The organism is Chryseobacterium mucoviscidosis (assembly GCF_002177115.1).
Classification (GTDB): domain Bacteria; phylum Bacteroidota; class Bacteroidia; order Flavobacteriales; family Weeksellaceae; genus Chryseobacterium; species Chryseobacterium mucoviscidosis.
This window is the reverse complement of sequence record NZ_MVAG01000114.1, coordinates 81,558-103,170: the sequence shown is the minus strand read 5'-3', so window position 1 is coordinate 103,170 and position 21,613 is coordinate 81,558. Positions and strand designations below refer to the sequence as shown.

At 35.4% G+C, this 21,613-nt stretch carries 21 protein-coding genes; 7 read left to right on the top strand and 14 right to left on the bottom strand.

Going from position 1 to position 21,613, the window contains the following annotated elements:
• Window positions 1-203 precede the first annotated feature (203 nt).
• Window positions 204-1,088: a Ppx/GppA phosphatase family protein gene (locus tag B0E34_RS10095; protein ID WP_087709168.1), complete on the bottom strand. Its 885-nt coding sequence runs from the start codon at window positions 1,086-1,088 to the stop codon at window positions 204-206.
• Entirely contained in the window at window positions 1,085-3,157 is a 2,073-nt protein-coding gene (gene ppk1 / locus B0E34_RS10090; RefSeq protein ID WP_087709166.1) for a polyphosphate kinase 1, read from the bottom strand. The genes B0E34_RS10095 and ppk1 overlap by 4 nt, the downstream gene beginning before the upstream one ends.
• A 456-nt stretch (window positions 3,158-3,613) precedes the next feature.
• Between ppk1 and dnaK the strand changes: the two genes are divergently transcribed.
• Complete coding sequence (gene dnaK, locus B0E34_RS10085; RefSeq protein ID WP_087709164.1) at window positions 3,614-5,506, top strand: molecular chaperone DnaK; 1,893 nt, start codon at window positions 3,614-3,616, stop codon at window positions 5,504-5,506.
• Between the two features lie 102 nt (window positions 5,507-5,608).
• On the opposite strand, the gene B0E34_RS10080 is transcribed toward dnaK, so the two are convergent.
• Both B0E34_RS10080 and B0E34_RS10075 read right to left on the bottom strand, forming a co-directional pair.
• Window positions 5,609-6,595, bottom strand: a complete 987-nt coding sequence (locus tag B0E34_RS10080; protein WP_228423050.1) for a sialidase family protein — start codon at window positions 6,593-6,595, stop codon at window positions 5,609-5,611.
• Window positions 6,596-6,617: 22 nt separating this feature from the next.
• Complete coding sequence (locus tag B0E34_RS10075) at window positions 6,618-7,166, bottom strand: hypothetical protein (protein ID WP_087709160.1); 549 nt, start codon at window positions 7,164-7,166, stop codon at window positions 6,618-6,620.
• 113 nt (window positions 7,167-7,279) lie between these two features.
• Between B0E34_RS10075 and B0E34_RS10070 the strand changes: the two genes are divergently transcribed.
• Entirely contained in the window at window positions 7,280-7,795 is a 516-nt protein-coding gene (locus tag B0E34_RS10070) for a thioredoxin family protein (protein WP_087709158.1), read from the top strand.
• A 51-nt stretch (window positions 7,796-7,846) separates the two neighbouring features.
• Here B0E34_RS10070 and B0E34_RS10065 read toward each other — a convergent pair whose 3' ends face one another.
• The 4 genes from B0E34_RS10065 to B0E34_RS21315 form a co-directional block, all read right to left on the bottom strand.
• Window positions 7,847-8,242, bottom strand: a complete 396-nt coding sequence (locus tag B0E34_RS10065; RefSeq protein WP_087709157.1) for a DUF7674 family protein — start codon at window positions 8,240-8,242, stop codon at window positions 7,847-7,849.
• Between the two features lie 51 nt (window positions 8,243-8,293).
• Complete coding sequence (locus B0E34_RS21720; protein WP_262484739.1) at window positions 8,294-8,425, bottom strand: hypothetical protein; 132 nt, start codon at window positions 8,423-8,425, stop codon at window positions 8,294-8,296.
• Window positions 8,426-8,504: 79 nt separating this feature from the next.
• Window positions 8,505-8,861: a DUF7674 family protein gene (locus B0E34_RS10060; protein ID WP_076396440.1), complete on the bottom strand. Its 357-nt coding sequence runs from the start codon at window positions 8,859-8,861 to the stop codon at window positions 8,505-8,507.
• Between the two features lies 1 nt (window position 8,862).
• Window positions 8,863-9,027 (bottom strand): hypothetical protein, encoded by a 165-nt coding sequence (locus B0E34_RS21315; RefSeq protein ID WP_165762972.1) that lies wholly within the window; start codon window positions 9,025-9,027, stop codon window positions 8,863-8,865.
• 208 nt (window positions 9,028-9,235) lie between these two features.
• Between B0E34_RS21315 and B0E34_RS10055 the strand changes: the two genes are divergently transcribed.
• From B0E34_RS10055 to B0E34_RS10040, 4 genes are all read left to right on the top strand, one after another.
• Entirely contained in the window at window positions 9,236-10,249 is a 1,014-nt protein-coding gene (locus tag B0E34_RS10055; RefSeq protein ID WP_087709155.1) for a nucleoid-associated protein, read from the top strand.
• A gap of 379 nt (window positions 10,250-10,628) precedes the next feature.
• On the top strand, window positions 10,629-12,821 hold the full coding sequence (locus tag B0E34_RS10050) for an ATP-binding protein (protein ID WP_087709153.1): 2,193 nt from the start codon (window positions 10,629-10,631) through the stop codon (window positions 12,819-12,821).
• 26 nt (window positions 12,822-12,847) lie between these two features.
• Window positions 12,848-13,399 (top strand): biliverdin-producing heme oxygenase, encoded by a 552-nt coding sequence (locus B0E34_RS10045; protein WP_087709151.1) that lies wholly within the window; start codon window positions 12,848-12,850, stop codon window positions 13,397-13,399.
• Window positions 13,400-13,602: 203 nt separating this feature from the next.
• Window positions 13,603-14,529: a malate dehydrogenase gene (locus B0E34_RS10040; protein ID WP_029294870.1), complete on the top strand. Its 927-nt coding sequence runs from the start codon at window positions 13,603-13,605 to the stop codon at window positions 14,527-14,529.
• A gap of 103 nt (window positions 14,530-14,632) precedes the next feature.
• On the opposite strand, the gene B0E34_RS10035 is transcribed toward B0E34_RS10040, so the two are convergent.
• From B0E34_RS10035 to B0E34_RS10010, 6 genes are all read right to left on the bottom strand, one after another.
• On the bottom strand, window positions 14,633-15,682 hold the full coding sequence (locus B0E34_RS10035; protein ID WP_123956602.1) for a C-type lectin domain-containing protein: 1,050 nt from the start codon (window positions 15,680-15,682) through the stop codon (window positions 14,633-14,635).
• A gap of 21 nt (window positions 15,683-15,703) precedes the next feature.
• Window positions 15,704-16,750, bottom strand: a complete 1,047-nt coding sequence (locus B0E34_RS10030) for a C-type lectin-like domain-containing protein (protein ID WP_087709147.1) — start codon at window positions 16,748-16,750, stop codon at window positions 15,704-15,706.
• A gap of 474 nt (window positions 16,751-17,224) precedes the next feature.
• Window positions 17,225-17,980 carry an ATP-grasp domain-containing protein gene (locus B0E34_RS10025; protein WP_087709145.1) on the bottom strand — a complete coding sequence of 252 codons (756 nt, stop codon included), beginning with the start codon at window positions 17,978-17,980 and terminating at the stop codon, window positions 17,225-17,227.
• A gap of 85 nt (window positions 17,981-18,065) precedes the next feature.
• Entirely contained in the window at window positions 18,066-18,602 is a 537-nt protein-coding gene (locus tag B0E34_RS10020) for a GNAT family N-acetyltransferase (protein WP_087709144.1), read from the bottom strand.
• A 3-nt stretch (window positions 18,603-18,605) separates the two neighbouring features.
• Entirely contained in the window at window positions 18,606-18,929 is a 324-nt protein-coding gene (locus B0E34_RS10015; RefSeq protein ID WP_087709142.1) for a hypothetical protein, read from the bottom strand.
• Between the two features lie 160 nt (window positions 18,930-19,089).
• Window positions 19,090-19,764, bottom strand: coding sequence for a hypothetical protein (locus B0E34_RS10010; RefSeq protein ID WP_123956600.1), 675 nt, complete (start codon window positions 19,762-19,764; stop codon window positions 19,090-19,092).
• A gap of 142 nt (window positions 19,765-19,906) precedes the next feature.
• Between B0E34_RS10010 and pafA the strand changes: the two genes are divergently transcribed.
• Complete coding sequence (pafA, locus tag B0E34_RS10005; RefSeq protein WP_087709138.1) at window positions 19,907-21,553, top strand: alkaline phosphatase PafA; 1,647 nt, start codon at window positions 19,907-19,909, stop codon at window positions 21,551-21,553.
• Window positions 21,554-21,613: the final 60 nt, after the last annotated feature.

Here is a 21,613-nt window from a genome sequence, read left to right as displayed (position 1 = left end):
TTTTTACTTTATGTGGTATCAAAAATTATACAATTTTTTTGCGTTTTTTGAAATTTGGGTATTATTTAACCTAATTGATAAGGGTTTGATAGTTTCGGCGGCGGCGCCCCCCCCGCCGAAACTATCAAACAAACTCGTAAACCTTTGCCAAAATAAAAAACCGATCAGTAAATGACCGGTTCTGTAATTTATTAAAGAAAATCTTATTTTTTATCCTGTAATTTGGTGTAAATATTGTGAATTAAACCATCTGCAACAGATATTTTCGGAACAAAAATCCTGTTGATTTCCGACCATGTCATCACATTATTGAAGATATGTAAAGCATGAACCAAAACATCGGCTCTGTCTTCGCGGAGATTGTATTTTGTCATTCTTTCATCAACCGTAAGATCATCAAACTCCTTATATACCTTTTTAAGATGAGAAAGAGACATCGGTTTGCCGTCTTTCGTTTTGCTCATGGAGAAAACTTTGTTGATATTTCCTCCTGAACCGATGGCAACAATCGGCTTTTTGCTGTTGATATTTTTTCTGATCTCTTCCTTCATATCTTTCCAGTTGTCGGGTGTCACCAGATTGTTCAGCAAACGGATGGTTCCGATATTGAAAGATTTTTCGTATTTCATTTTCCCGTTTTCGTAAAAGGTAAGTTCCGTAGAACCGCCGCCGACATCAATATACAAATAGGCAAATTCCTTATCCAGTCCTTCTGCCACATGATTTTCAAAAACCAGAGTAGCCTCTTCATCACCGGAAATTATTTCAATATTAATTCCTGAAGTTCTTTTCACCTCTTCAATAATTTCCTGTCCGTTGGCTGCGTCACGCATGGCGCTCGTAGCACAGGCTCTGTAATGTTCCACCTTATAGATTTTCATCAGATCGCTGAAAATCTTCATCGAGTCGATCACCATTTTTTCCCTTTCTTCACCTATTTTTCCTAAGGTAAAGACATCCATTCCCAGTCTCAGAGGAATTCTCAAAAGATTAAGTTTGATGAATTCGGGTTGTTTATTGTTAATTTTTACTTCATTAATCAAAAGTCGGGCTGCATTACTTCCTATATCTATGGCTGCGATCTTCATTTTTTCTTTGTTTTGGCTTTTAAATATCGATAGGTTTCAATCTGAGAACGGCATTCTTCCTTCGGATTGTGAATGTATTCGTTGCTCAGTTTTTTGTCTAAAATACGTGCTTTTACATTATCTTTCAACTGTATGTCGAGAATATCTTTCAGTTCTTTCTTCAGATTTTTATCCGTAATCTTTGCGGCAGCTTCAATTCTGTAATCCAGATTCCTCGTCATCCAGTCTGCGGAAGAAATATACATATCTTCGGCTCCTTTATTGTAAAAATACATCACTCTGGCATGTTCCAGATATTCATCTACAATGCTTATTGCCTTTATTTTTTCTTTAAAATCTTTCTGATTGACAGCGCAGTAAATTCCCCTTACAATCATTCTGATGACAACTCCGGCTTGTGCCGCTTCGTATAACTTTTCAATCAGGGAACGGTCGCTTACAGAATTGGCTTTAACGATTATTTCTGCTCGTCTTCCCGCTTTGGCTTCTTCAATTTCTTTATCAATATGATGTACAATCTTTTCACGCATGAACTGCGGACATACGAGAAGATTTTTGCAGGTTTTTAAAATCGGAAGATAATCGTCTTTCGGTTTTTTCAGAACATTGAATACCTTATTAATATCTGCCATAATTCCGCGGTCTGCCGTCATTAACAGATGATCTCCATAAATTCTCGCAGTTTTCTCATTGAAATTTCCGGTACTTACAAAACCGTACTGGATTGTTTTATTATGAGATCTTTTTTTAATGACACATAATTTTGCATGAACTTTTTTGTTCGGAATACCTATTAATACGTTGATTCCTTCCGGTTCCAGCATTTCCTTCCACTCCAGATTAGATTCTTCATCAAATCTTGCCTGAAGCTCAAGCATTACCGTCACTTCTTTACCATTTCTTGCCGCATAAATTAAAGCATTGATAATTTTCGAACTGCTCGCCAGACGATAGGCTGTGATCTGGATGGACTTTACATCGGGATCCATTGCCGCTTCACGAAGAAGATCAATTACAGGATTGTATTTGTGATAAGGGAAGGTGAGAAGAACATCGTGTTTCAGAATAACATCCGTTACTCTTTCTGTATTTTCAAAAGCGGGGTGGGTAAAAGAAGTTCTTTCAACAGGCTTTTCATACCTTTCAAAAACATCCGGGAAATCCATGAAATGTTTAAAATTATGAATTTTTCCTCCGGGAATAATGCTGTCTTTTTTCGTCAGGTTTAATTTTCGGATCAGCATCTCAAGAAGAGCCTTGTCCATATCTTTATCGAAAACAAAACGGGTGGGTTTTCCTTTTCTTCTGTTTTTTAAGCCTTTTTCTATTTTTTCGGCAAAATTGGTACGGATATCATTATCAAGTTCCAGTTCGGCATCTTTGGTTACTTTGAAAGCATTGGCTGCAAATTCATCATATCCGAAATAGGAGAAAATATGAGGCAAATTGAAGGTGATGACATCTTCCAAAAGCATTACATTTTTCTCTTCCACATCTTCGGACGGAAGCAGAACAAATCTTCCTACAAATCTTGAAGGAATTTCAATAATGGCATAATTGCTGGAATATTGCCAATCTTTTTTCCTCATCGCGACACCCAGATAAAGACTTTTGTCCCGCATGTAAGGCATCGGTGTATTTTCATGAAGCAGAATAGGAATAACGTTGGATTCTACCACTTCATCAAAATATTTTCTTACAAACTCTTTCTGATTAGCAGATAAATTTTTAGCTGTTTTAATGTAAACATGATGTTCCGCCATTTCAGCAAGAATTTTCTTCCACGTTTTATCGAAATTCTGCTGCTGTCGCATCACAATATCATTGATCTTCTGGAGAATTTTGGAAGGCGGCTGATAAAAAGATTCTGCAATTACTTTTTCTTTGAAATCCATGGCGCGTTTCAAACCTGCAACCCGCACACGGAAAAATTCGTCTAAATTGTTGGAGAAAATTCCTAAAAAACGGATTCTTAAATGTAAAGGGACTTTTTCGTCCATGGCTTCCTGTAAAACCCTCTCGTTGAAGGCAAGCCAGGTAATATCTCTCGGATTGAAATGTAATGACATTCTCTAATGTATAATTTATCAAAAATAATAATTCGTGGTATCCTTTGAAACCTTTTTGCGTTAAGCTTTAATTAAATTTTAGAGCTAAAAGGATTCTGAAACCGGATGATTTTTGCAATCCATTAAAGTTATTAAAACTATCTGAAAAATTGCAGTTCCGTTCTGTATTTTTAATTTAAAATAAATGAATTATATAATAAATAGCCGTTAAGTGACAAAATTGATATGGTTTAACAAGTATTAAAACGTTTTGTGACAAAAATTCAAATCATTTAAAAAGTAAAGTTTAGGTTTATTTTAAACTGTATTTCTAAAATTTTCAAGCTGAAAAATAAAATTATTTTTTCCTGTTTCAGATTGTTTCTGTCAATTTGTCACAAAATTTTGAATGGTATAAATATTGAGAAATACTGAGTGTAAATTAAAATTAAAAATTAGAAAAAATATAAAAATATTATGAGTAAAATAATTGGAATTGACTTAGGAACAACCAACTCTTGTGTTGCTGTAATGGAGGGTAAAGACCCTGTTGTTATTCCTAACGCAGAAGGTAAAAGAACAACGCCGTCTATCGTTGCGTTTACAGAAGATGGTGAAAGAAAAGTAGGAGATCCTGCAAAAAGACAGGCGGTAACGAATCCAAAGAAAACAGTATATTCAATTAAAAGATTTATCGGAACTCACTTTAAAGAGGATGCGAAAGAAATTTCAAGAGTACCTTATGAAGTAGTTTCCGGACCAAACGATACCGTAAAAGTAAAAATCGACGACAGAGAATATACTCCACAGGAAATTTCTGCAATGACGCTTCAGAAAATGAAGAAAACTGCTGAAGATTATCTTGGTCAGGAAGTAACAAGAGCGGTAATTACGGTTCCTGCGTACTTCAACGATGCACAGAGACAGGCTACAAAAGAAGCGGGTGAAATCGCAGGTCTTAAAGTAGAAAGAATCATCAATGAGCCTACTGCTGCTGCATTGGCTTACGGTTTGGATAAAAATCATAAAGATCAGAAAATCGCAGTATACGATTTAGGAGGTGGTACTTTCGATATCTCTATCCTAGATTTAGGAGATGGTGTATTCGAAGTATTGTCTACAAACGGAGATACACACTTAGGAGGTGATGATTTTGATGATGTAATTATCAACTGGATGGCAGATGAATTCAAAGCTGAAGAAGGGGTTGACTTAAAGTCTGATGCAATCGCATTACAAAGATTGAAAGAAGCTGCTGAAAAAGCAAAAATCGAGTTGTCTTCTTCTCCACAGACAGAAATTAACCTTCCATATATTACAGCTACGGCTACAGGTCCTAAACACTTAGTAAAGACTTTAACGAAAGCTAAATTCGAGCAGTTATCTGCGGATTTGGTAAGAAGATCTATGGAGCCGGTTGCGAAAGCTTTGAAAGATGCAGGTTTATCTACTTCAGATATCGACGAGGTAATCTTGGTAGGAGGTTCTACAAGAATCCCGATTATTCAGGAAGAAGTGGAGAAATTCTTCGGTAAAAAACCGTCTAAAGGAGTTAACCCGGATGAGGTTGTAGCGATTGGTGCAGCGATTCAGGGGGGTGTATTGACAGGTGATGTAAAAGATGTTCTTTTATTAGACGTTACGCCACTTTCTTTAGGTATCGAAACTATGGGTTCTGTTTTCACTAAATTAATTGAAGCAAACACTACGATCCCAACTAAAAAATCTGAGGTATTCTCTACAGCTTCTGACAACCAGCCGGCTGTAAGCATCAGAGTAGGACAGGGAGAAAGACCAATGTTCAACGATAACAAAGAAATCGGTAGATTCGACCTTACAGATATTCCGCCAGCGCCAAGAGGAGTTCCTCAAATCGAAGTAACATTCGATATCGACGCAAACGGTATCTTAAGTGTTTCTGCTAAAGATAAAGGAACCGGTAAAGAGCAGTCTATTAAAATTCAGGCTTCTTCCGGTCTTTCTGACGAAGAAATCGAAAGAATGAAGAAAGAAGCTCAGGAAAATGCTTCTGCCGATGCTAAGAAAAAAGAAGAAGTTGAAATCTTCAACAAAGCAGACGGATTGATCTTCCAGACTGAAAAGCAATTGAAAGAGTTTGGTGAGAAATTATCTGCTGATAAAAAAGCAGCTATTGAAACTGCTCACGGAGAATTGAAAACAGCTTTCGAAGCTAAAAATGCAGATGACGTAAAAGCTAAAACAGAAGCTTTAGATGCAGCTTGGATGGCAGCTTCAGAAGAATTGTACGCAGCAGGACAACAGCCGGGAGCTGATGCAGGAGCGCAGAACGCAGGAAATGCAGGAGGTGCAGAAGATGTACAGGATGCAGACTTCGAAGAAGTGAAATAAGACTTAATAAGTCATATAATATAGAAAATCCCCGAGCGAAGCTCGGGATTTTATTTTTAATATAAACCGTACGTTATAATTTTAATATGCAGTGTTTAATATTTACTCTATTGTAGTATAAGTAATGTGAACCAATCCCTTTGCATCTTTAAAAATAGTCGGATAGCTGAATTCTCCCTTTTTTTCATCCTCTAACGAAAGGAGATCTTTCCAGTTGATCCCGTCGTAAGAATAAGCCAGTCGTAACTTTGTGCGGCCTTCCCACCAGTCTTTTCCGGGAAGCTCAGGATTGTATACAATCAGAAAAAAATCTTTAAAACCAATAGCATCTGTTCCGGAGTTAGGATTCTGAAGATTTGTTGCGGTTAAAGGACTCCAGTTCATCCCATTATTTTGTGACCATGAGGTTGCAATTACTCCTTCTTTACTTCTGCATAAAACCTGCAGTTTACCATTTTTATGTAAAAGAATACTCGGTTGGAGCACATTAAATGCTGAAGCAGAATCTATGGAATACGATGTCCATGTTTTCTGGTGATCCCTGCTGATTTGCACATGAGCCTTCCATCTATTTTCATTGATTTCTCTGCTTGATGGGGAAATAATATCGCCATTGGCGAGCTCAATGGGTCTGTTTTTGATGGGACCAAGAATAGAATCTGGTAACCGCTGTGCTTTTTCCCAGGTTTTTCCGTTATCTCTTGATGTTTTAACCATTCCCCACCATTCCCGCGGATTGGGTCCTACTTTATAATAGAGATAGATAATCTTATCTTTTTTCGATCTGAATAAGACAGGATTCCAACAGGGATAACGCAGAGAATCGTTAACTTTTCCATTTGCCCAGATTTCAGGAGAGCTCCATGTTTTTCCATCGGAACGGGCTCCCCAGATCACAACATCTTTAGCACCTTCATGACTGCCTCCAAACCAACTTGCCAAAAGATGTCCGTCCGAGGACTGTTCCATTGTAGATGCATGACACTGTTTGAAATATGCTCCTTCTTCAAAAATAAATTCTTTTTTAATGACCTTTGGCGAAGGATTTGTGCGGAAATATTCACAATTATCAAAAAATAGAGTAGACAAAGTAGTTTTTCTTTCATGTTTATTATTTCTTTTTTACCAAATGATCCAGAAAAAATTGTATTTCTTTCTTTTTCAGTTTTTCATAGCCTTCATCCTCAATACTTTTCAGTTGAGCTTTAGTAAAATTATCTGTTTTCTCTTTTGAAATAGAATCTCGAATGGAAATAATTTCCTTTGCTGCATACATTTCATCCATCAAATGGTTGGCAATATGATCTTCTTTTCCCATACAGCCATTTATATATTTCATGAATAAAGGATTGTCATGATAATATTGATAGATCTCAAGAAATCTCTTATCGTTTCTTTTAAAAAGTTCTTTTCCGGAATATAATCTTAAAGAATTGCTTCCGTTTTTTGCCAGATAAAAAAGCTCATCATTGGTAGCATTTTTTGCTAATTTTCTGAAATCATCATACAGTTTACTCCTTTCACCACCGATTCCGATGTGTGAAGATTCTGCATACTGTATTGTATCTAAAGGTTTGGCTAACATTTTTACTTTTTCGGAAATCTGCGCTTCACAAAAGATAATTGTAAAAAGTAGGAAGATTGTACTTTTCCACTTCATTTAAAATATTTGTTTACAAAAATAAAAGAATTGGAGGTAATTTAATTTTTTGCCTGAATATTTTAAAGCACAGAGAAAATGTTTAAATTCGTAGAAATTAAATCAGATCCAAAATGAAAATTTCTAAAATCCTCTTATTTTTAGGCTTATTATTATTCCAGTTACATTTTGCTCAGGAAAAAGCGGATGTTGTTTTAAACAAAGCGCTTACCGAAGCTAAATCCAAAAATAAAAATGTTTTGCTGATGTTTCACGCTTCGTGGTGCAAATGGTGTCACGTTATGGAAAAGAACATGAATTTACCGGAAACAAAGCCGATTTTTGATAAAAAATTTGTTACTGCCTATATAGATGTTCAGGAAATGGGCGAAAAGAAAAAGCTTGAAAATCCGGATGGGGAAGTATTGATGGAAAAATACAAAGGAAAAGATGCCGGACTTCCGTTCTGGCTCGTTTTGAATCCGAAAGGGGAAGTTCTTGCAGATTCTTTCAACGATAAAAACGAAAATCTGGGCTGTCCTTCAACTGCTGAAGAAGTAGATGTTTTTGTAGCCAAACTGAAGAAGTCTTCAAAAATGAACGACAAAGAACTTCAAACGGTAAAACAGACTTTTTTAAAGAAGAATTAAAAAGTTTCGGCGAAGCCAAAGGCTTCGCCGAAACTGTGTTTAAAAATTAATTTATTTCCCAAAAAAGATCTTGTCCTGCTTACGCTGATCGTTGTAGATCACCTGAAAAGTCACAGGCATATATTGGTAAAGAAGTTTCCAGTGGGAGATTTTGGCGTGCTTTTTAAAGCTTTCAAAAGACCGCACAAAAAGATTTTCAATCATATCTTTCACATAAGAATCTCCTCCTTTATAGATCATTTCCATCAGTTTGATGTGATGGGCAATGATATTCACTTTAGATTCGTGAAGAAGCTTTTTAAGATAGTTAATGGTTGCCTGCATAATCCCGGCAAAATTATCCTGTATAGACAATTGGGTAATTTCTGTGCGAAGGGGTGGATAGAAAAATTTTAAATACTCACTCGCTATTTTTTGATCAATAGTTGGCATCTGTACATTCATCATAATTAATATTTTTCGTAACACTTTCTATTGCGGCGAAAACTGTACCAAATTTTACAGAATGGCTGCAAAAACAAAAACTCCTACAATTACAGCGATATGCGTTGCCAGAATTTCAATATTGTGTCTGTTAGTGCTGGTTTGAAGTGTTTTCCAGTCAGAAATTCTTCTTATTTTAGATTTCATAATCGGTTGATTTTTAATGAGGTTTTTATTTTTAAATTTTAGTGCATTTGTAACAAGATCTTCAAAAAATGTAATAAACTCAGATACCGTGGTTGTAGATTTGTCTGGAATAGACCGTCTGAAGATCCTTGGAAATATGACTAAAGATCATTTTTCGGTACTCCTCACTGCAGAAAGCAGTAGAATTGTCCAGTGAATAAATAAACGTATGTTCCACAGCGTTTTTAAGTACGGCATCTCCGTTTCTGTAAATATCATCCATTTTTTTCAGGCATAGAAACAGAATATTCCGGTCATTTTGCTTAATTCTGTCTTTGATATTGTCTGTAAACGTCTGAATGACGCTGTAGGAATTTTGTTTTCTGTTTTGTTTCAGCTCATTTTCAATCTCGGGAATCACTTCTTTAATTTCCTGTGCGGCTTCTAAATAGTTCATATTATTGTTGATTAAGTTCCAAAATTTTAATAAATGCTCCGAAAGTAAAAACAGCCAAAAAAGCAACAATCAGAAGATGATACGGTTTCAGCCACTTTGGGGTTTGCGGTCCTCTGCTTTTTAATCTTCTCAGCTTATCTATTCTGTTCAAAGTTTTTAAGTCCATATTCTTATGTTTTGAGAATGATGCTGCCAAAGAAATGCCTTTGAATTTTAATTTAAATTAAAGTGTTGATTATTAATGTTTTGTTTATTTGTTTTAATTTTAAAAATCCTTCAAAATCTTATCATAATGATAGCATATTTATCATTATGGAAATCCTGTTGATTATCTGATTTAATTAATATCTTTGCAGTCCAAAAATATTCAGGAAATGTTTTCAAAAATCGTAGTACATAGAGTCGGAAATAAAATCAACGGAGAATCTTTAACGCTTTCTCAGGAAGAATTGCAGTTGGAAGAAGGAATGGCGGAACTGCTGGAAAATTACTTCTTAGGTTCCTTTAAATCAGAAGAAACCTTCCATTTTTACAGCGATTCTTATCTCGTAAATAATCCCGTGTACAGTTCGGTTTCCGAAATTTTTGATGACAATTCGAAATTCCTTTGGGAATCTGAAAACATCGCCAAACATCTTTTTGAAGCTGCTGAAAACCCTAGAGTTCAGGGCGGAGAATTATTCATTGTGTATTTCGAGGACGAAAGAGAAGGAACCGAAAGAGTAGACAAGATTGGAATTTTTAAGACCGAAAAAAGAGAATCTTTCCTTAAAATTGCTCCCAATGATGAAACTTTCGACATCGAAAAAGATCAGGGAATTGGTTTGTCTAAAATAGATAAAGCGGCGTTAATCTATAATAATGATAAAGAAACAGGATACGTTCTTTCAGTTGTAGACAACAACAAAAATGGAGATATGTATTACTGGTTCGAAGATTTTTTGAAGGTAAAACAACGAGACGACGAATATTTTCATACGCAGGAAGCTTTAATGGTGTATAAAGACTATATCACAAAGCAGTTGCCTCAGGAATTTGAAGTTTCCAAAGCAGATCAGGCAGATTTTTTAAATAAATCGATCAATTTTTTCAAAGAAAAGGAAGAATTTAAGCTTGATGAATTTGCTGCCGAAGTTTTGGGCGACGAACACGTCATAGAAAGTTTCAACAACTTTAAAACCGACTACGAACAGGATATGCAGATTAATATTGCGGAAGAATTTCCCATTAGTGAAGCCGCGGTAAAGAAAACGCAGAGACATTTTAAAAGCATCATCAAATTAGACAAAAACTTCCACATCTACATCCACGGAGACCGACAGAAACTCGCTCAGGGTGAAGACGAAAACGGAAAATATTATATGCTTTATTTCGAAAAAGAAGTATAACTACAGGAATTTATTTTCAACGAACTGAAATTTCTCAGGAGTAGAAAAGCCCCAATAATTTAAACATATCCCTGATTTTAAATATTTATAATCGAGGATATGTTTTTTCTGTAAAAATAAAAGTGTTTTTGATTGTTTTTAGGTAGGTTTTCCGGATTTATACTAATTGGGAAAATTTATAACGTTTTATGGTTAAATTTAGTTAACGATGATTATGATAATGTTGGTTTTAAATTTTCTGTATATCCGATGAACAGAGAAAAATATTCTTTAAAAGCCATATTCTGCTGAAATTTTATAACTTTTTGTGGTATGCGTTTATAGAGAAAAAATCCGATTAGATAAAAAAAGTCGTATATTTGATAGGTCAAAATATTATATGAATTTTGTTGAGTGTCATGAGGAGCCTATCCATATTCCGGGCTACATACAAAGTTTTGGTTATCTGATTGGCATTGATGCAGGGTCTCATTCCATAGCTTTTTTTAGTAAGAATATTGAGGATATATTTAATATCGAAAACGCAAATGTGCTTTTTGATAAGAAGCTTACGGATTTTCCGGAAAGCTTTAAAAGCATTATAGAATCTGAGATATACAACTCTTTAGCCGACTTTACCAGAAGAGAAAACGAAACATATTTTGACAAGATCTTTATTGATGGTATAGAGTATCATTTCTCCGTTTTCAGAAGCAAAGGGAAAATTTTCCTTGAATTTGAAAAAGTGATCATTAATCCCAACAAAAGAATTTCCAACAAATACGATAATTTCTACATTATTGAAGATGAACAGGAAATTTGGGATCAGCTTTTAAATACCCTCTCAAAAATCGTGAATTACGACCGAATGATGGTTTACAAATTCATGATGGACGGCTCCGGAAAAGTAATCGCTGAGAAAAGAGATGAAAACATAGAGAGCTATCTCGGTCTTCATTATCCGGAATCCGACATTCCGAGACAGGCAAGAGAACTTTATCTTAAAAAAAGAAAAAGAATTTTCAGCAACGTTCATTCGGAGACCATTCCAATATACAGTAAATCTGATGAAATAATAGATCTTACTTATTCGGGATCACGCGGAATGTCGCCTATTCATGCGCAGTACATTAAAAATTCAGGAGCGTCTTCCAGTTTCAGTATATCTATTATTATTGATGATTATCTTTGGGGACTGGTTACCTGCCAGAATTCCGAACCGAAACACATTGATCTTGAAGACCGTGTTCAGGCAGGAATTTTTACGGCTTTGGCGTCCAATGCCTACTCGTCATTCAGATCAAAAAAAGAACTGGAATACCGGCTGTATCTTAATGAAAAATGTTCCCGATTAAAAGAAGAATTCTTAAAATACAACAATCTTTTTGATTCTTTAATTGAGAATAAATCTGAAATAAAAGATCTTCCCGAAGCAGACGGACTGGCAATTGTAGCAGATGAAAAAATCGTTACGGAAGGAGAAACGCCCGATGAGAGTATTATTGAAAATCTCATACAGTGGGCGCACAAAAATATAGACGAAAATATCTATCTCAGCAGAAGTTTTCTGAAAGACCATGGAGAAGAAATTGGTCTTGACGAAAAATGTGCAGGAGTGGCTTTTTATTTTATTGAAAAATCTAAAAATAATCTGCTGATCTGGTTCCGTAAAGAATTTGATGAACACATCGACTGGGCAGGAAATCCTGAAAAGAAAATAGATGTGATTGTGAAAAACGGAGAACAGACACAGGTGGTTTCTCCAAGAACGTCTTTCCAGATCTTTACCGAGGACATCAAAGGAAATTCTAAAAGATGGAACTCCAGAAACGTTGCCGCATTACAGGCAGTTCGTGATCTGATCCTTGAAACGTCTCATAAAAATTACATTACCATTAAAAGGCTTAATGATGAGCTTAAAAAAGTAAACGAAGAACTGGATAGTTTCTCTTATACGATTTCCCACGATTTGGGAACTCCGCTTACGGTAATGAAACTGAACGCCCAAATGCTTCTGAAAAGTCTTACAGACGGTTCAGACAAAAGCAGAAACAAAATCAATTCCATCATCGAGGAAATCGACAATATTGCGGAAATGATGCATGATGTACTCCAGTTGAGCCGTGCCAAACACAGCGAAATAGAACTCGAAGGGTTACAGACGGCACAAACCATCGCGAAGATCTCTGAAAATGCTAAAATAACGTTTGATACTTCAGAAAGCGAAGTGGTCATTAATGATTGTCCCGATGTTCTTGCCGATAAAACAATGCTTCATCAGGTATTTTTAAACATCATCAATAACGCCATAAAATATTCTTCCCATCAGGAAAAACCGAAAGTAATTATCGGCGGAACGGAAGAAGAAGACACGGTAGTCTACAGAATTACAGACAACGGAATCGGAATTCCTGAAGCAAATAAGCATAAAATGTTTAAAATTTTCAACAGGATGGATAATGCGAAGAAGTTTAAAGGAAACGGAGTAGGGCTATCCATCGTACACAGAATAATGCAGAGACTTGGCGGAAGCGTAGATTACGAAAGCAGTAAAAACGGAACTACTTTCATCCTCACCTTTAAAAAACCTTAATTAAAAATTTACTTTAAAATTCCGGTATGGTATCTGAATATCTAAAACAAAATACGGCAGAATTTCACGATGCCGCAGAAAAACTTTTTAACTCTAAAAAAATATTCGACAGAACTTTTACACTGGAAGATTATAAAAAGATCATTGGCAGAAATTATCTTATGCTTCTTCATTCCGAGGATAAAATTTTCAGCCGTCTTTCTGAAAAATTCTCAGAAAAACTTCAGCTTGAGGAAAGAAAAAAACTTCCTTTAATTGAGCAGGATCTTAAAAGTCTGGATCTCGATCATCAAAAGGCTACTGAAGAATTGAGTTTTTCCAGTGAAAATGAAGCTTTGGGAGCAATGTATGTGATCGAAGGTTCTACCCTGGGAGGAAATGTTATTGCAAAACAGCTTTCCAAAACAGAAGGATTTGATGATGTTACTTTCAATTTCTTCGGCTGTTACCGCGAAAATACAGGATCTATGTGGAAGAATTTCAAAGAAGTTCTGGATCGCGAAGTTTCTGAAAAAAATTACGATGAAGTTTTATCTGGAGCTAAAAAACTGTATGCATTTCTTCTAAACGTTCATTAATAGCGATTTAAAATATAAATATCACTTTTAAAGATAATTAAATTCCTGAAAGATTGCCCAATTTTTCAGGAATTATTAAATTTGGGAGTTCTCATTTGTAAACCAAATGTGGATAAACAATTCAGATAAATAAATTTTAAAAGTTATATTATGAAACTGTAAAGTTCCATAATACCATTAAAAAACAATAAATTAAGTATATTATGAAAGTAACTGTAGTAGGTGCAGGCGCTGTAGGAGCAAGCTGTGCAGAATACATCGCAATGAAAAACTTCTGTTCAGAAGTAGTTTTAGTAGACATTAAAGAAGGTTTCGCAGAAGGTAAAGCAATGGATTTGATGCAGACAGCATCGCTTAACGGATTCGATACAAAAATTACCGGAACAACAGGAGATTACAGCAAAACTGCAGGTTCTCATGTAGCGGTTATTACTTCAGGGATTCCAAGAAAACCGGGAATGACGAGAGAAGAGCTAATCGGAATCAACGCGGGAATCGTAAAAGAAGTTACAGAAAACTTAGTAAAACATTCTCCGGAAGTAATCATTATCGTGGTTTCTAACCCAATGGATACAATGGCTTATCTGGTACACAAGACTTCAGGTCTTCCTAAGCACAAAATCATCGGAATGGGTGGTGCATTAGACTCTGCAAGATTCAAATACAGATTGGCAGAAGCTTTAGAAGCTCCGATCTCTGACGTAGACGGAATGGTAATCGCTGCTCACAGTGATACCGGAATGCTTCCACTATTAAGCAAAGCAACAAGAAACGGAGTACCTGTAACAGAATTCTTAGATGCTGAACAGCAGAAATACGTTATTGAAGAAACCAAAGTAGGAGGGGCAACGCTTACCAAATTATTAGGAACTTCAGCTTGGTATGCTCCGGGAGCAGCAGTTTCTGTAATGGTTCAGGCGATTGCTTGCGATCAGAAAAAAATGATCCCTTGTTCTTTAATGCTTGAAGGAGAGTACGGACAAAATGATATCTGCCTTGGTGTTCCTGCAATTATTGGAGCAAACGGTGTGGAAAAAATCGTAAACGTAACGCTTACTGCGGAAGAGCAATTGAAATTTGCTGAAGCTGCGAATGCAGTAAGAGAAGTGAATGGAGATTTGAAGTTTTAAGAAAAACTCACATTTAGATATAAAAAAGGCTGTTCTCTGTTTTGAGACAGCCTTTTATTTTTGTTGATTTTAATAAAGATTTAAATTCATAATTTTTCAGTTTTTAATCTTCATTAAATTCTAAAATAACCTGATCAAAAGCACTCAAATTAAATGTAGTAGAGGTTCCTATTAAGTCGTTCCATTGTCTTGAGGCATTGCCTGATGTACTGTAAATATGGCAGGATCCCTCTGTTCCTCCACTATTATTGGGTTCACCGCTTGCAAAGAAACTTTGAGGGGTTGAGTTTGGAGAAGTCGTCCAGTCAATGGTCCAGTCTTCACCGGTAATCCATGTAAACTCTGTGGAGTTTCCCGGATAAGCCACTTTGTTATATCCGATCCAGATATTGTTATTAAGATTGTAACCTGTTGTGTTTGCTAAGATATTGGTATTAATATATGTTCTTTCTGCATTGGAAGTAATGGTAACCACATATCCTCCTACCTGCTTCGCAAAAGTAAAAGTATCATAAAAGTTTTTGCCCCCTCCAAGCTGATAAGCACAGTAAGTATGTCCGTTGGAACCTGTTCCTGACCATTTCTTGCATCCTCTTTCTGAAACACTTACCCCTCCGAATGTTGCAGGAACAGCTCTTTGTGAAGTTTTCACAGGAACGTATCCCAAAATAGATGTACTGAATCCTGCTGAACCAGATGATGATGAGTTTCCTGAAGTAAGCAAAGAGACTACCCAGGTTGTGCCCGAAGTTGCCCCTGTATTTTTAATTACAGCATAGTAGCCTGCAGGAATCGTGAAACTTGCCTGAGCTGTAGCTACATTGGAAACATCTATTTTTTCAGTACCATTAGGGGTAATCGTAACATCGAAAGCACTTCCGTTTCTTATTTCGTACACTCTGCCGCCAAATGTAGCAGGTGAGGCTACGGCTGCAGGAAGAGACCATGTTGCAGCGGCGGTTCCTCTATAATCCAGGTATTCGTCAGTAGATAAAAAACTATATGAAGTGGCTGTACTCTGTTTATAAGGAGTAGCAAAAGATCCTTTAACATCTAAGGTGCTTCCGGGAGTATTGGTATTAATACCTACCTGACTATTCACTATCGAAAAAATGGACAATACAAAGCTTATAGTTATAATTTTATTTTTCATGTTCAATTTATGTTTTATTGTTTAGTCTTCATTAAATTCTAAAATAACCTGATCAAAACTCACACCTCCGCTTACCGTAAGACTTCCTGTAAGATCATTCCATTGTCTTGAACTGTTGACGGAAGTTGGGAAAATGTGGCATGAGCCTTCCGTTCCTCCGCTGTTGTTGGGTTCCCCGGTTGCAAAGAAGTTTTGCGGGGTTGAATTTGGAGAGGTCGTCCAGTCGATCGTCCAGTCTTCTCCGGTGATCCATGTGAACTGATTGCTGTTACCGGGATACGCCACCTTGTTATAGCCTATCCAGATGCTGTTATTAAGCGAGTAGCCTGTTGTATTTGATAAAAGATTGTTGTAAATAAATGTTCTTTCCGCATTGGAAGTAATTGTAGAAATATATCCTCCCACTTGTTTTGCAAAAGTAAATGTGTCGTAGAAGTTTTTTGCACCTCCCAACTGATAAGCGCAATATGTATGACCATTTGCTCCTGTTCCGGACCACTTTTTACATCCTCTTTCTGTAACGGAAACTCCTCCAAAGGTTGCCGGAACTGCTCTCTGAGAAGTTTTAACAGGAATGTACCCTAAAATTGATGTACTGAAACCTGTAGAATTTGCAGAACTGCTATTGCCTGTGGTAAGAAGTGTTACAACCCAGGTTGTTCCGGAGGTGAGCCCTGTATTTTTAACAGTTGCATAATATCCTGCGGGAATCGTAAAACCAGACTGATTGACCGCTGTGGTGGAAACATCTATTTTTTCCGAACCACTAAGATTAATTGTAACGTCAAAATTACTTCCGTTACGGATTTCATAGATCCTTCCTCCGAAAGTTGCCGGAGATGCCAAAGCTGCCGGAAGAGTCCACACAGCAGCAGAGGTTCCTCTGTAATCTAAATAGTGATCTGAATTTAATAATGAATAGGTGGTTGCCGTTACGGCTTTGTAAGGTGTTGCAAAAGATCCTTTAATGTCCAGTGTACTTGCAGGATTGCTTGTGTTAATTCCAACTTGTGCATTACAAATAAATACAATACCCAGACTTATTACTGAAATAAATTTGTTTTTCATTATCATATTTTTTTACAATTGTAAATATATAAATAATATGATAAATTATTAATATTTTATTAGTTATTTTGTTATAAATGTTTGTTTAATTCACAAAAAAGTGTATTTAATTATGTTAAATCACTATTTTTTGAATTTGTGAAAATGTCAAAAATGTGCTTTTTTACGACTTTTTTATTAATCATATAATATAAAAGATATAAATAATTTAAATGTAATTATTTATGTGATTAAATATGAAATCTATAATTTTTTAATTTTAAACCTGTTAAAAGTGCTTTTTTTACTAAAGAATTCAGTGAAAAATAAGAAAATATTGATGTTTGTTTTTTATCAGAAAGTCACTGTCCGCAATTTTTACTGTCAAAAAAATGGAATTTGAGCTGAGTGAAATTAAAGATTAGATAAATTTAAACACCATTCCGAGCTTAAAAGCGGTTGAATTTAATAATAAAGGATAAATAAAAAATAACTCTATAAATTAAGGTTTGAAATGCTAAAGAGTTCTTTCCATCTGTTTATTAAAAGATCCGTATAAATATCCTTGTCCAAACCATAAGAACCCAATGCAAAACCATCATTCCATTCAACTAATGCAGTTTCTCCACTGCTCAGAATTCCGAAATCTATTCCATAAGCATCTGTTCTTTCGTGTGAATTTTCAAAATCTTTAATGGCAGTTTTTACCATATCCATATCCAACTGAAGATTTTCGTTGCCACTGTAATTTTTTATTCCCACGATTTCAGAATGATTCACGAAAACCCGAAACTCAGAAAGCCATTCAACGGTTGATGAACAGAATAACGCCGTCTCTTTTGAAAATGATTCAAGGCGGAGAAGATCATGTTGTGAATTGATGACAAATCCTGTGAAAAGCTTGGTTTTAAATTTCGGTTTTACAAAAGTGTTTAAAGATTCTTCATGACTTTGCATCATGAGTTTTTTCACAGTTGTTTCCCAAACACTTCGCTTTAAATAATGCCTTAAACTTTGAGGGTAAGATGAGGTGAATGGAGTGATCCCCAATCTTTTGAAAATATATACCATTGCTGAGTGATCTCCGACAATCAGTGTTTCTTCACTAAGCTGGATGTGATTTCGATGTAATTTTTTGATGGTAAAAAATTCGCAGTCAACTCCTCTAGATTCCAAAACAGTTCTTACCTCCAGAAATTCAGGTTCTGTTTTACCATTGCCGTACTCCTGAATGTAAGCTTTTGTAATCATTAGCGGTTCTAGAATTGTTAGTTGTTTGTGGGTAACTTTTAAAAAATTGTGGATAAGTTAAATTTCAATAGAAAATAAAGATTGATTAAATCAAATCAAAACTCATAAACAAAGCCGTTTCAGTGGAGTTGTTGTATAATTTTGTATTAATTCCTGTAAATTGAAATCCGGCTTTCAGAAAAAATTTTATTGCAGGATAATTGGTATTGCTAAGTTCCGCTTCCACAATTCTGCATTGCAGATTCCGGGCTTTACGGTTGATATTTTTGATCAGTAACCTCCCGAGATTCTGTCTTCTCAACTCCTTATTGATCCAGATATCTTCAATAAAAAGACTGTTGTTTTTCTTTCGGTAGTCGCAGATGATCCATCCGCAAAGCTTTTCATCATCAAAAATGCCGAATGAATGACCTTGCTGAATAAGATCATTAAAACAGGTAATGTCATCAATTTTCGGATTCTCAATCTTTTTATAATATTGATTTTTTTCTCTCAGATTAAATTCAAAAGAATTTGCGGTTTCGATGGTTGAAACCACAAAAATCTTTTCAGTTTCGTAGCTTTTATAATCAGGATCAGGAATGAAATTTTCTTCAAATATTTTTAGTTTTCTGATTTCCATGAATTAAAATTTAGAATTCTGGGCATGAAATCTGCTTTTTGTGGCGTACAGCAAAATCTGAATCATAACAAGAACGGAAATCACAACAATTCGTATCATGGCATTTTCCGAAAATCTTTCCCGAATCACTTCCAGATAATTGATCTTTTCAATGGTAAATTTCTTAAGCTGATCTATATTACTGAAAGCATTTACCTTTCCCACTTCAGAATTGATTTCGGCTTCATTCAGCGTTGCTGCAACATTAATGAGGTTGATATTGCTGATGAACAGCCAACCGAATAACAACAGAGATACCGAAAAAAGAAAAGGTCTGATAATTTTCATGATTAGAAATGTTTTTGAGATGCAATAAGTTGTGTTTTTACGTTAATTTCAAAGCTAATTAAAATTGATTTAATTTCAATAAAATAATGAAAGTGTTTTTTAAAGAAATTACGTGAAAATAATATTTTGTAAATTCTGAAATTTGATCATTGCATCAGAATCAATTGATGATCATGAATTTTTTGCAAAATACATCTTTGTCTTTTTCAAAATAATTAGGAGAAGTTTCTTTTAATTGATGTCTTGTAAGTTCTGTAATTACTTTATAGTTAGAATATTTAACAATATTGTACTTGGTAATTCTATAGTCGAAAGGCAGATCAATTGATGCATATTTAACTTTTTTATCTTCGAATTGATAATAATTAATGATTTGTTTTCCCGGATAAGAGCGTCCTACATCAAAAATAATTTTACCTTCATCCAGAATTAACGGATAATTTTCTGTGAAATATATTGTTTCATCATCTTCATTAAATAATAGAAAATCATCAATTTCAAATGCATTCAGTTTGAAAATGTAAAAATTTTTTTCTTTTGTAATGAGAAAAATCTTTTGTCTTTGACTACAATAAGAGGTTTCTGAAATTTCTCCTCTGGAAAAAGTTTTAGCTTTAATGCAATGAGTGGAAATCTTATTAGGAAATTTTTTCTGAAATTCTGTATAAAGTTTCTCATTTTCTTTTATTAACGGTTTTTGGGGTAATATAACCGTATCTTTTAATGATGAAAAGTAATCCGACTGATTGATGAATCTTATAGAAGTATTTGCACTGGATTCAATGTTGAAATTAAAATCATCACAATCAAATGGAATATATTTTTGAGCAGACAATTTTATGAACGGAAAGGCTATTAAAAACAACACAAAATATTTCATAGTTATTAAGTCAAATTAGAACTTTAAAATTAATTATAATTTCACACATCAAAACTTTCAAAACCCTTAAATTTGTGGTCAATAAAAATTTTACTGGATGCTTAGGAAAATTTCGGTTGCGGCGGCTGCTTTTTTGTCCGTCATTACAATCAATGCGCAGAAGAACAAAAATTCTCAGTTGGAAAGACCAAAACTGGTAGTAGGTTTGGTTGTGGATCAGATGAGGTGGGATTATTTATACCGTTTTTATAACAAATACGGTAACGACGGCTTCAAAAGACTTTTAAATACAGGATATTCTTTAAATAACGTTCATATTCCTTACGTTCCTACTGTTACAGCTTTAGGACACACTTGTATCTACACTGGTTCTGTTCCGGCAATTCACGGGATTGCAGGAAACGACTGGACGGATAAGGAAACAGGGCAAAATGTCTACTGTACTACAGATGAAAGTGTAAAACCTGTAGGAACAACCAACGCCAAAGTAGGAAGTCATTCTCCGAAAAATCTATGGTCTACCACAGTTACCGATGAATTGAGACTTGCGACCAACTTTCAGGGAAAAGTAATTGGGGTTTCTTTAAAAGACAGAGCGTCTATTTTACCGGCAGGACATACGCCGAACGGAGCGTTCTGGTTTGATGATTCCACAGGAGACTTTATCACAAGTTCATGGTATATGAATGATCTTCCACAGTGGGTAAAAACCTTCAATTCTCAGGATTTACCGGATAAATTGGTTGCTAATGGCTGGAATACCTTGCTTCCCATCGAGCAGTACACAGAAAGTTCTCCGGATAATTCTTCATGGGAAGGATTGTTGGGAAGTGCCAAAACGCCTACTTTTCCTTACAGCAATTTAGCTGCTGATTATCAGGCTAAAAAAGATAATATCCGTTACACGCCATTCGGAAATACATTAACGCTGAAATTAGCGGAAGCCGCAATTGAAGGCGAAAAATTAGGAGGAGACGATGTGGTGGATATGTTAGCGATTAATTTGGCATCAACGGATTATGCAGGACATAAATTCGGACCGAATTCTATAGAAGTGGAAGATGTTTATTTACGACTTGATAAAGATTTAGCCCAGTTTTTCAATTATCTGGATTCTAAAGTAGGAAAGGGGCAATATACGGTTTTCCTTTCAGCAGATCATGGCGGTGCGCATTCTGTAGGCTTTTTACAGGAACATAAGATCACCACAGGTTTCTTCGGAGACGGAATGGATAAAAACGTCAATCTTAAATTAAAAGAAAAATTCGGGGTTGATAAATTAATCAACGCGGTGGATAATTACCAGATTTATTTCGACAGAAAATTACTGAAAGAAAATAATATCAAGTTAGAAGACGTTGTAGATTTCACGGTAAAAGAAATTGAAAGCGATCCTTCAGATTTGTATGCTGTTCCGGTAAATAAAGTTTCGGAAGCTTCTATTCCGGAGCCTATCAAGCAAAGAATCATCAACGGAATCAACAGGCAGAGAAGTGGTGATATTCAGTTGATTTCACATGATTCCATGCTTCCTCCGTATTCAAAAACAGGGACAACGCACAGTGTATGGAATTCTTACGACTCGCATATTCCTTTAATATTTATGGGATGGGGAATTCAACATGGTGAAAGCAATAAAGCGTACTTCATGACCGATATTGCACCTACCGTTTCTTCATTGCTTAAAATTCAGTTTCCAAGCGGAAATGTAGGAAATCCGATTACGGAAGTGATTGGAAAATAGTACTTTCCTTTAAAGATAAATGATAAAATCCTTAACTTTTTGGTTAAGGATTTTTTTGTT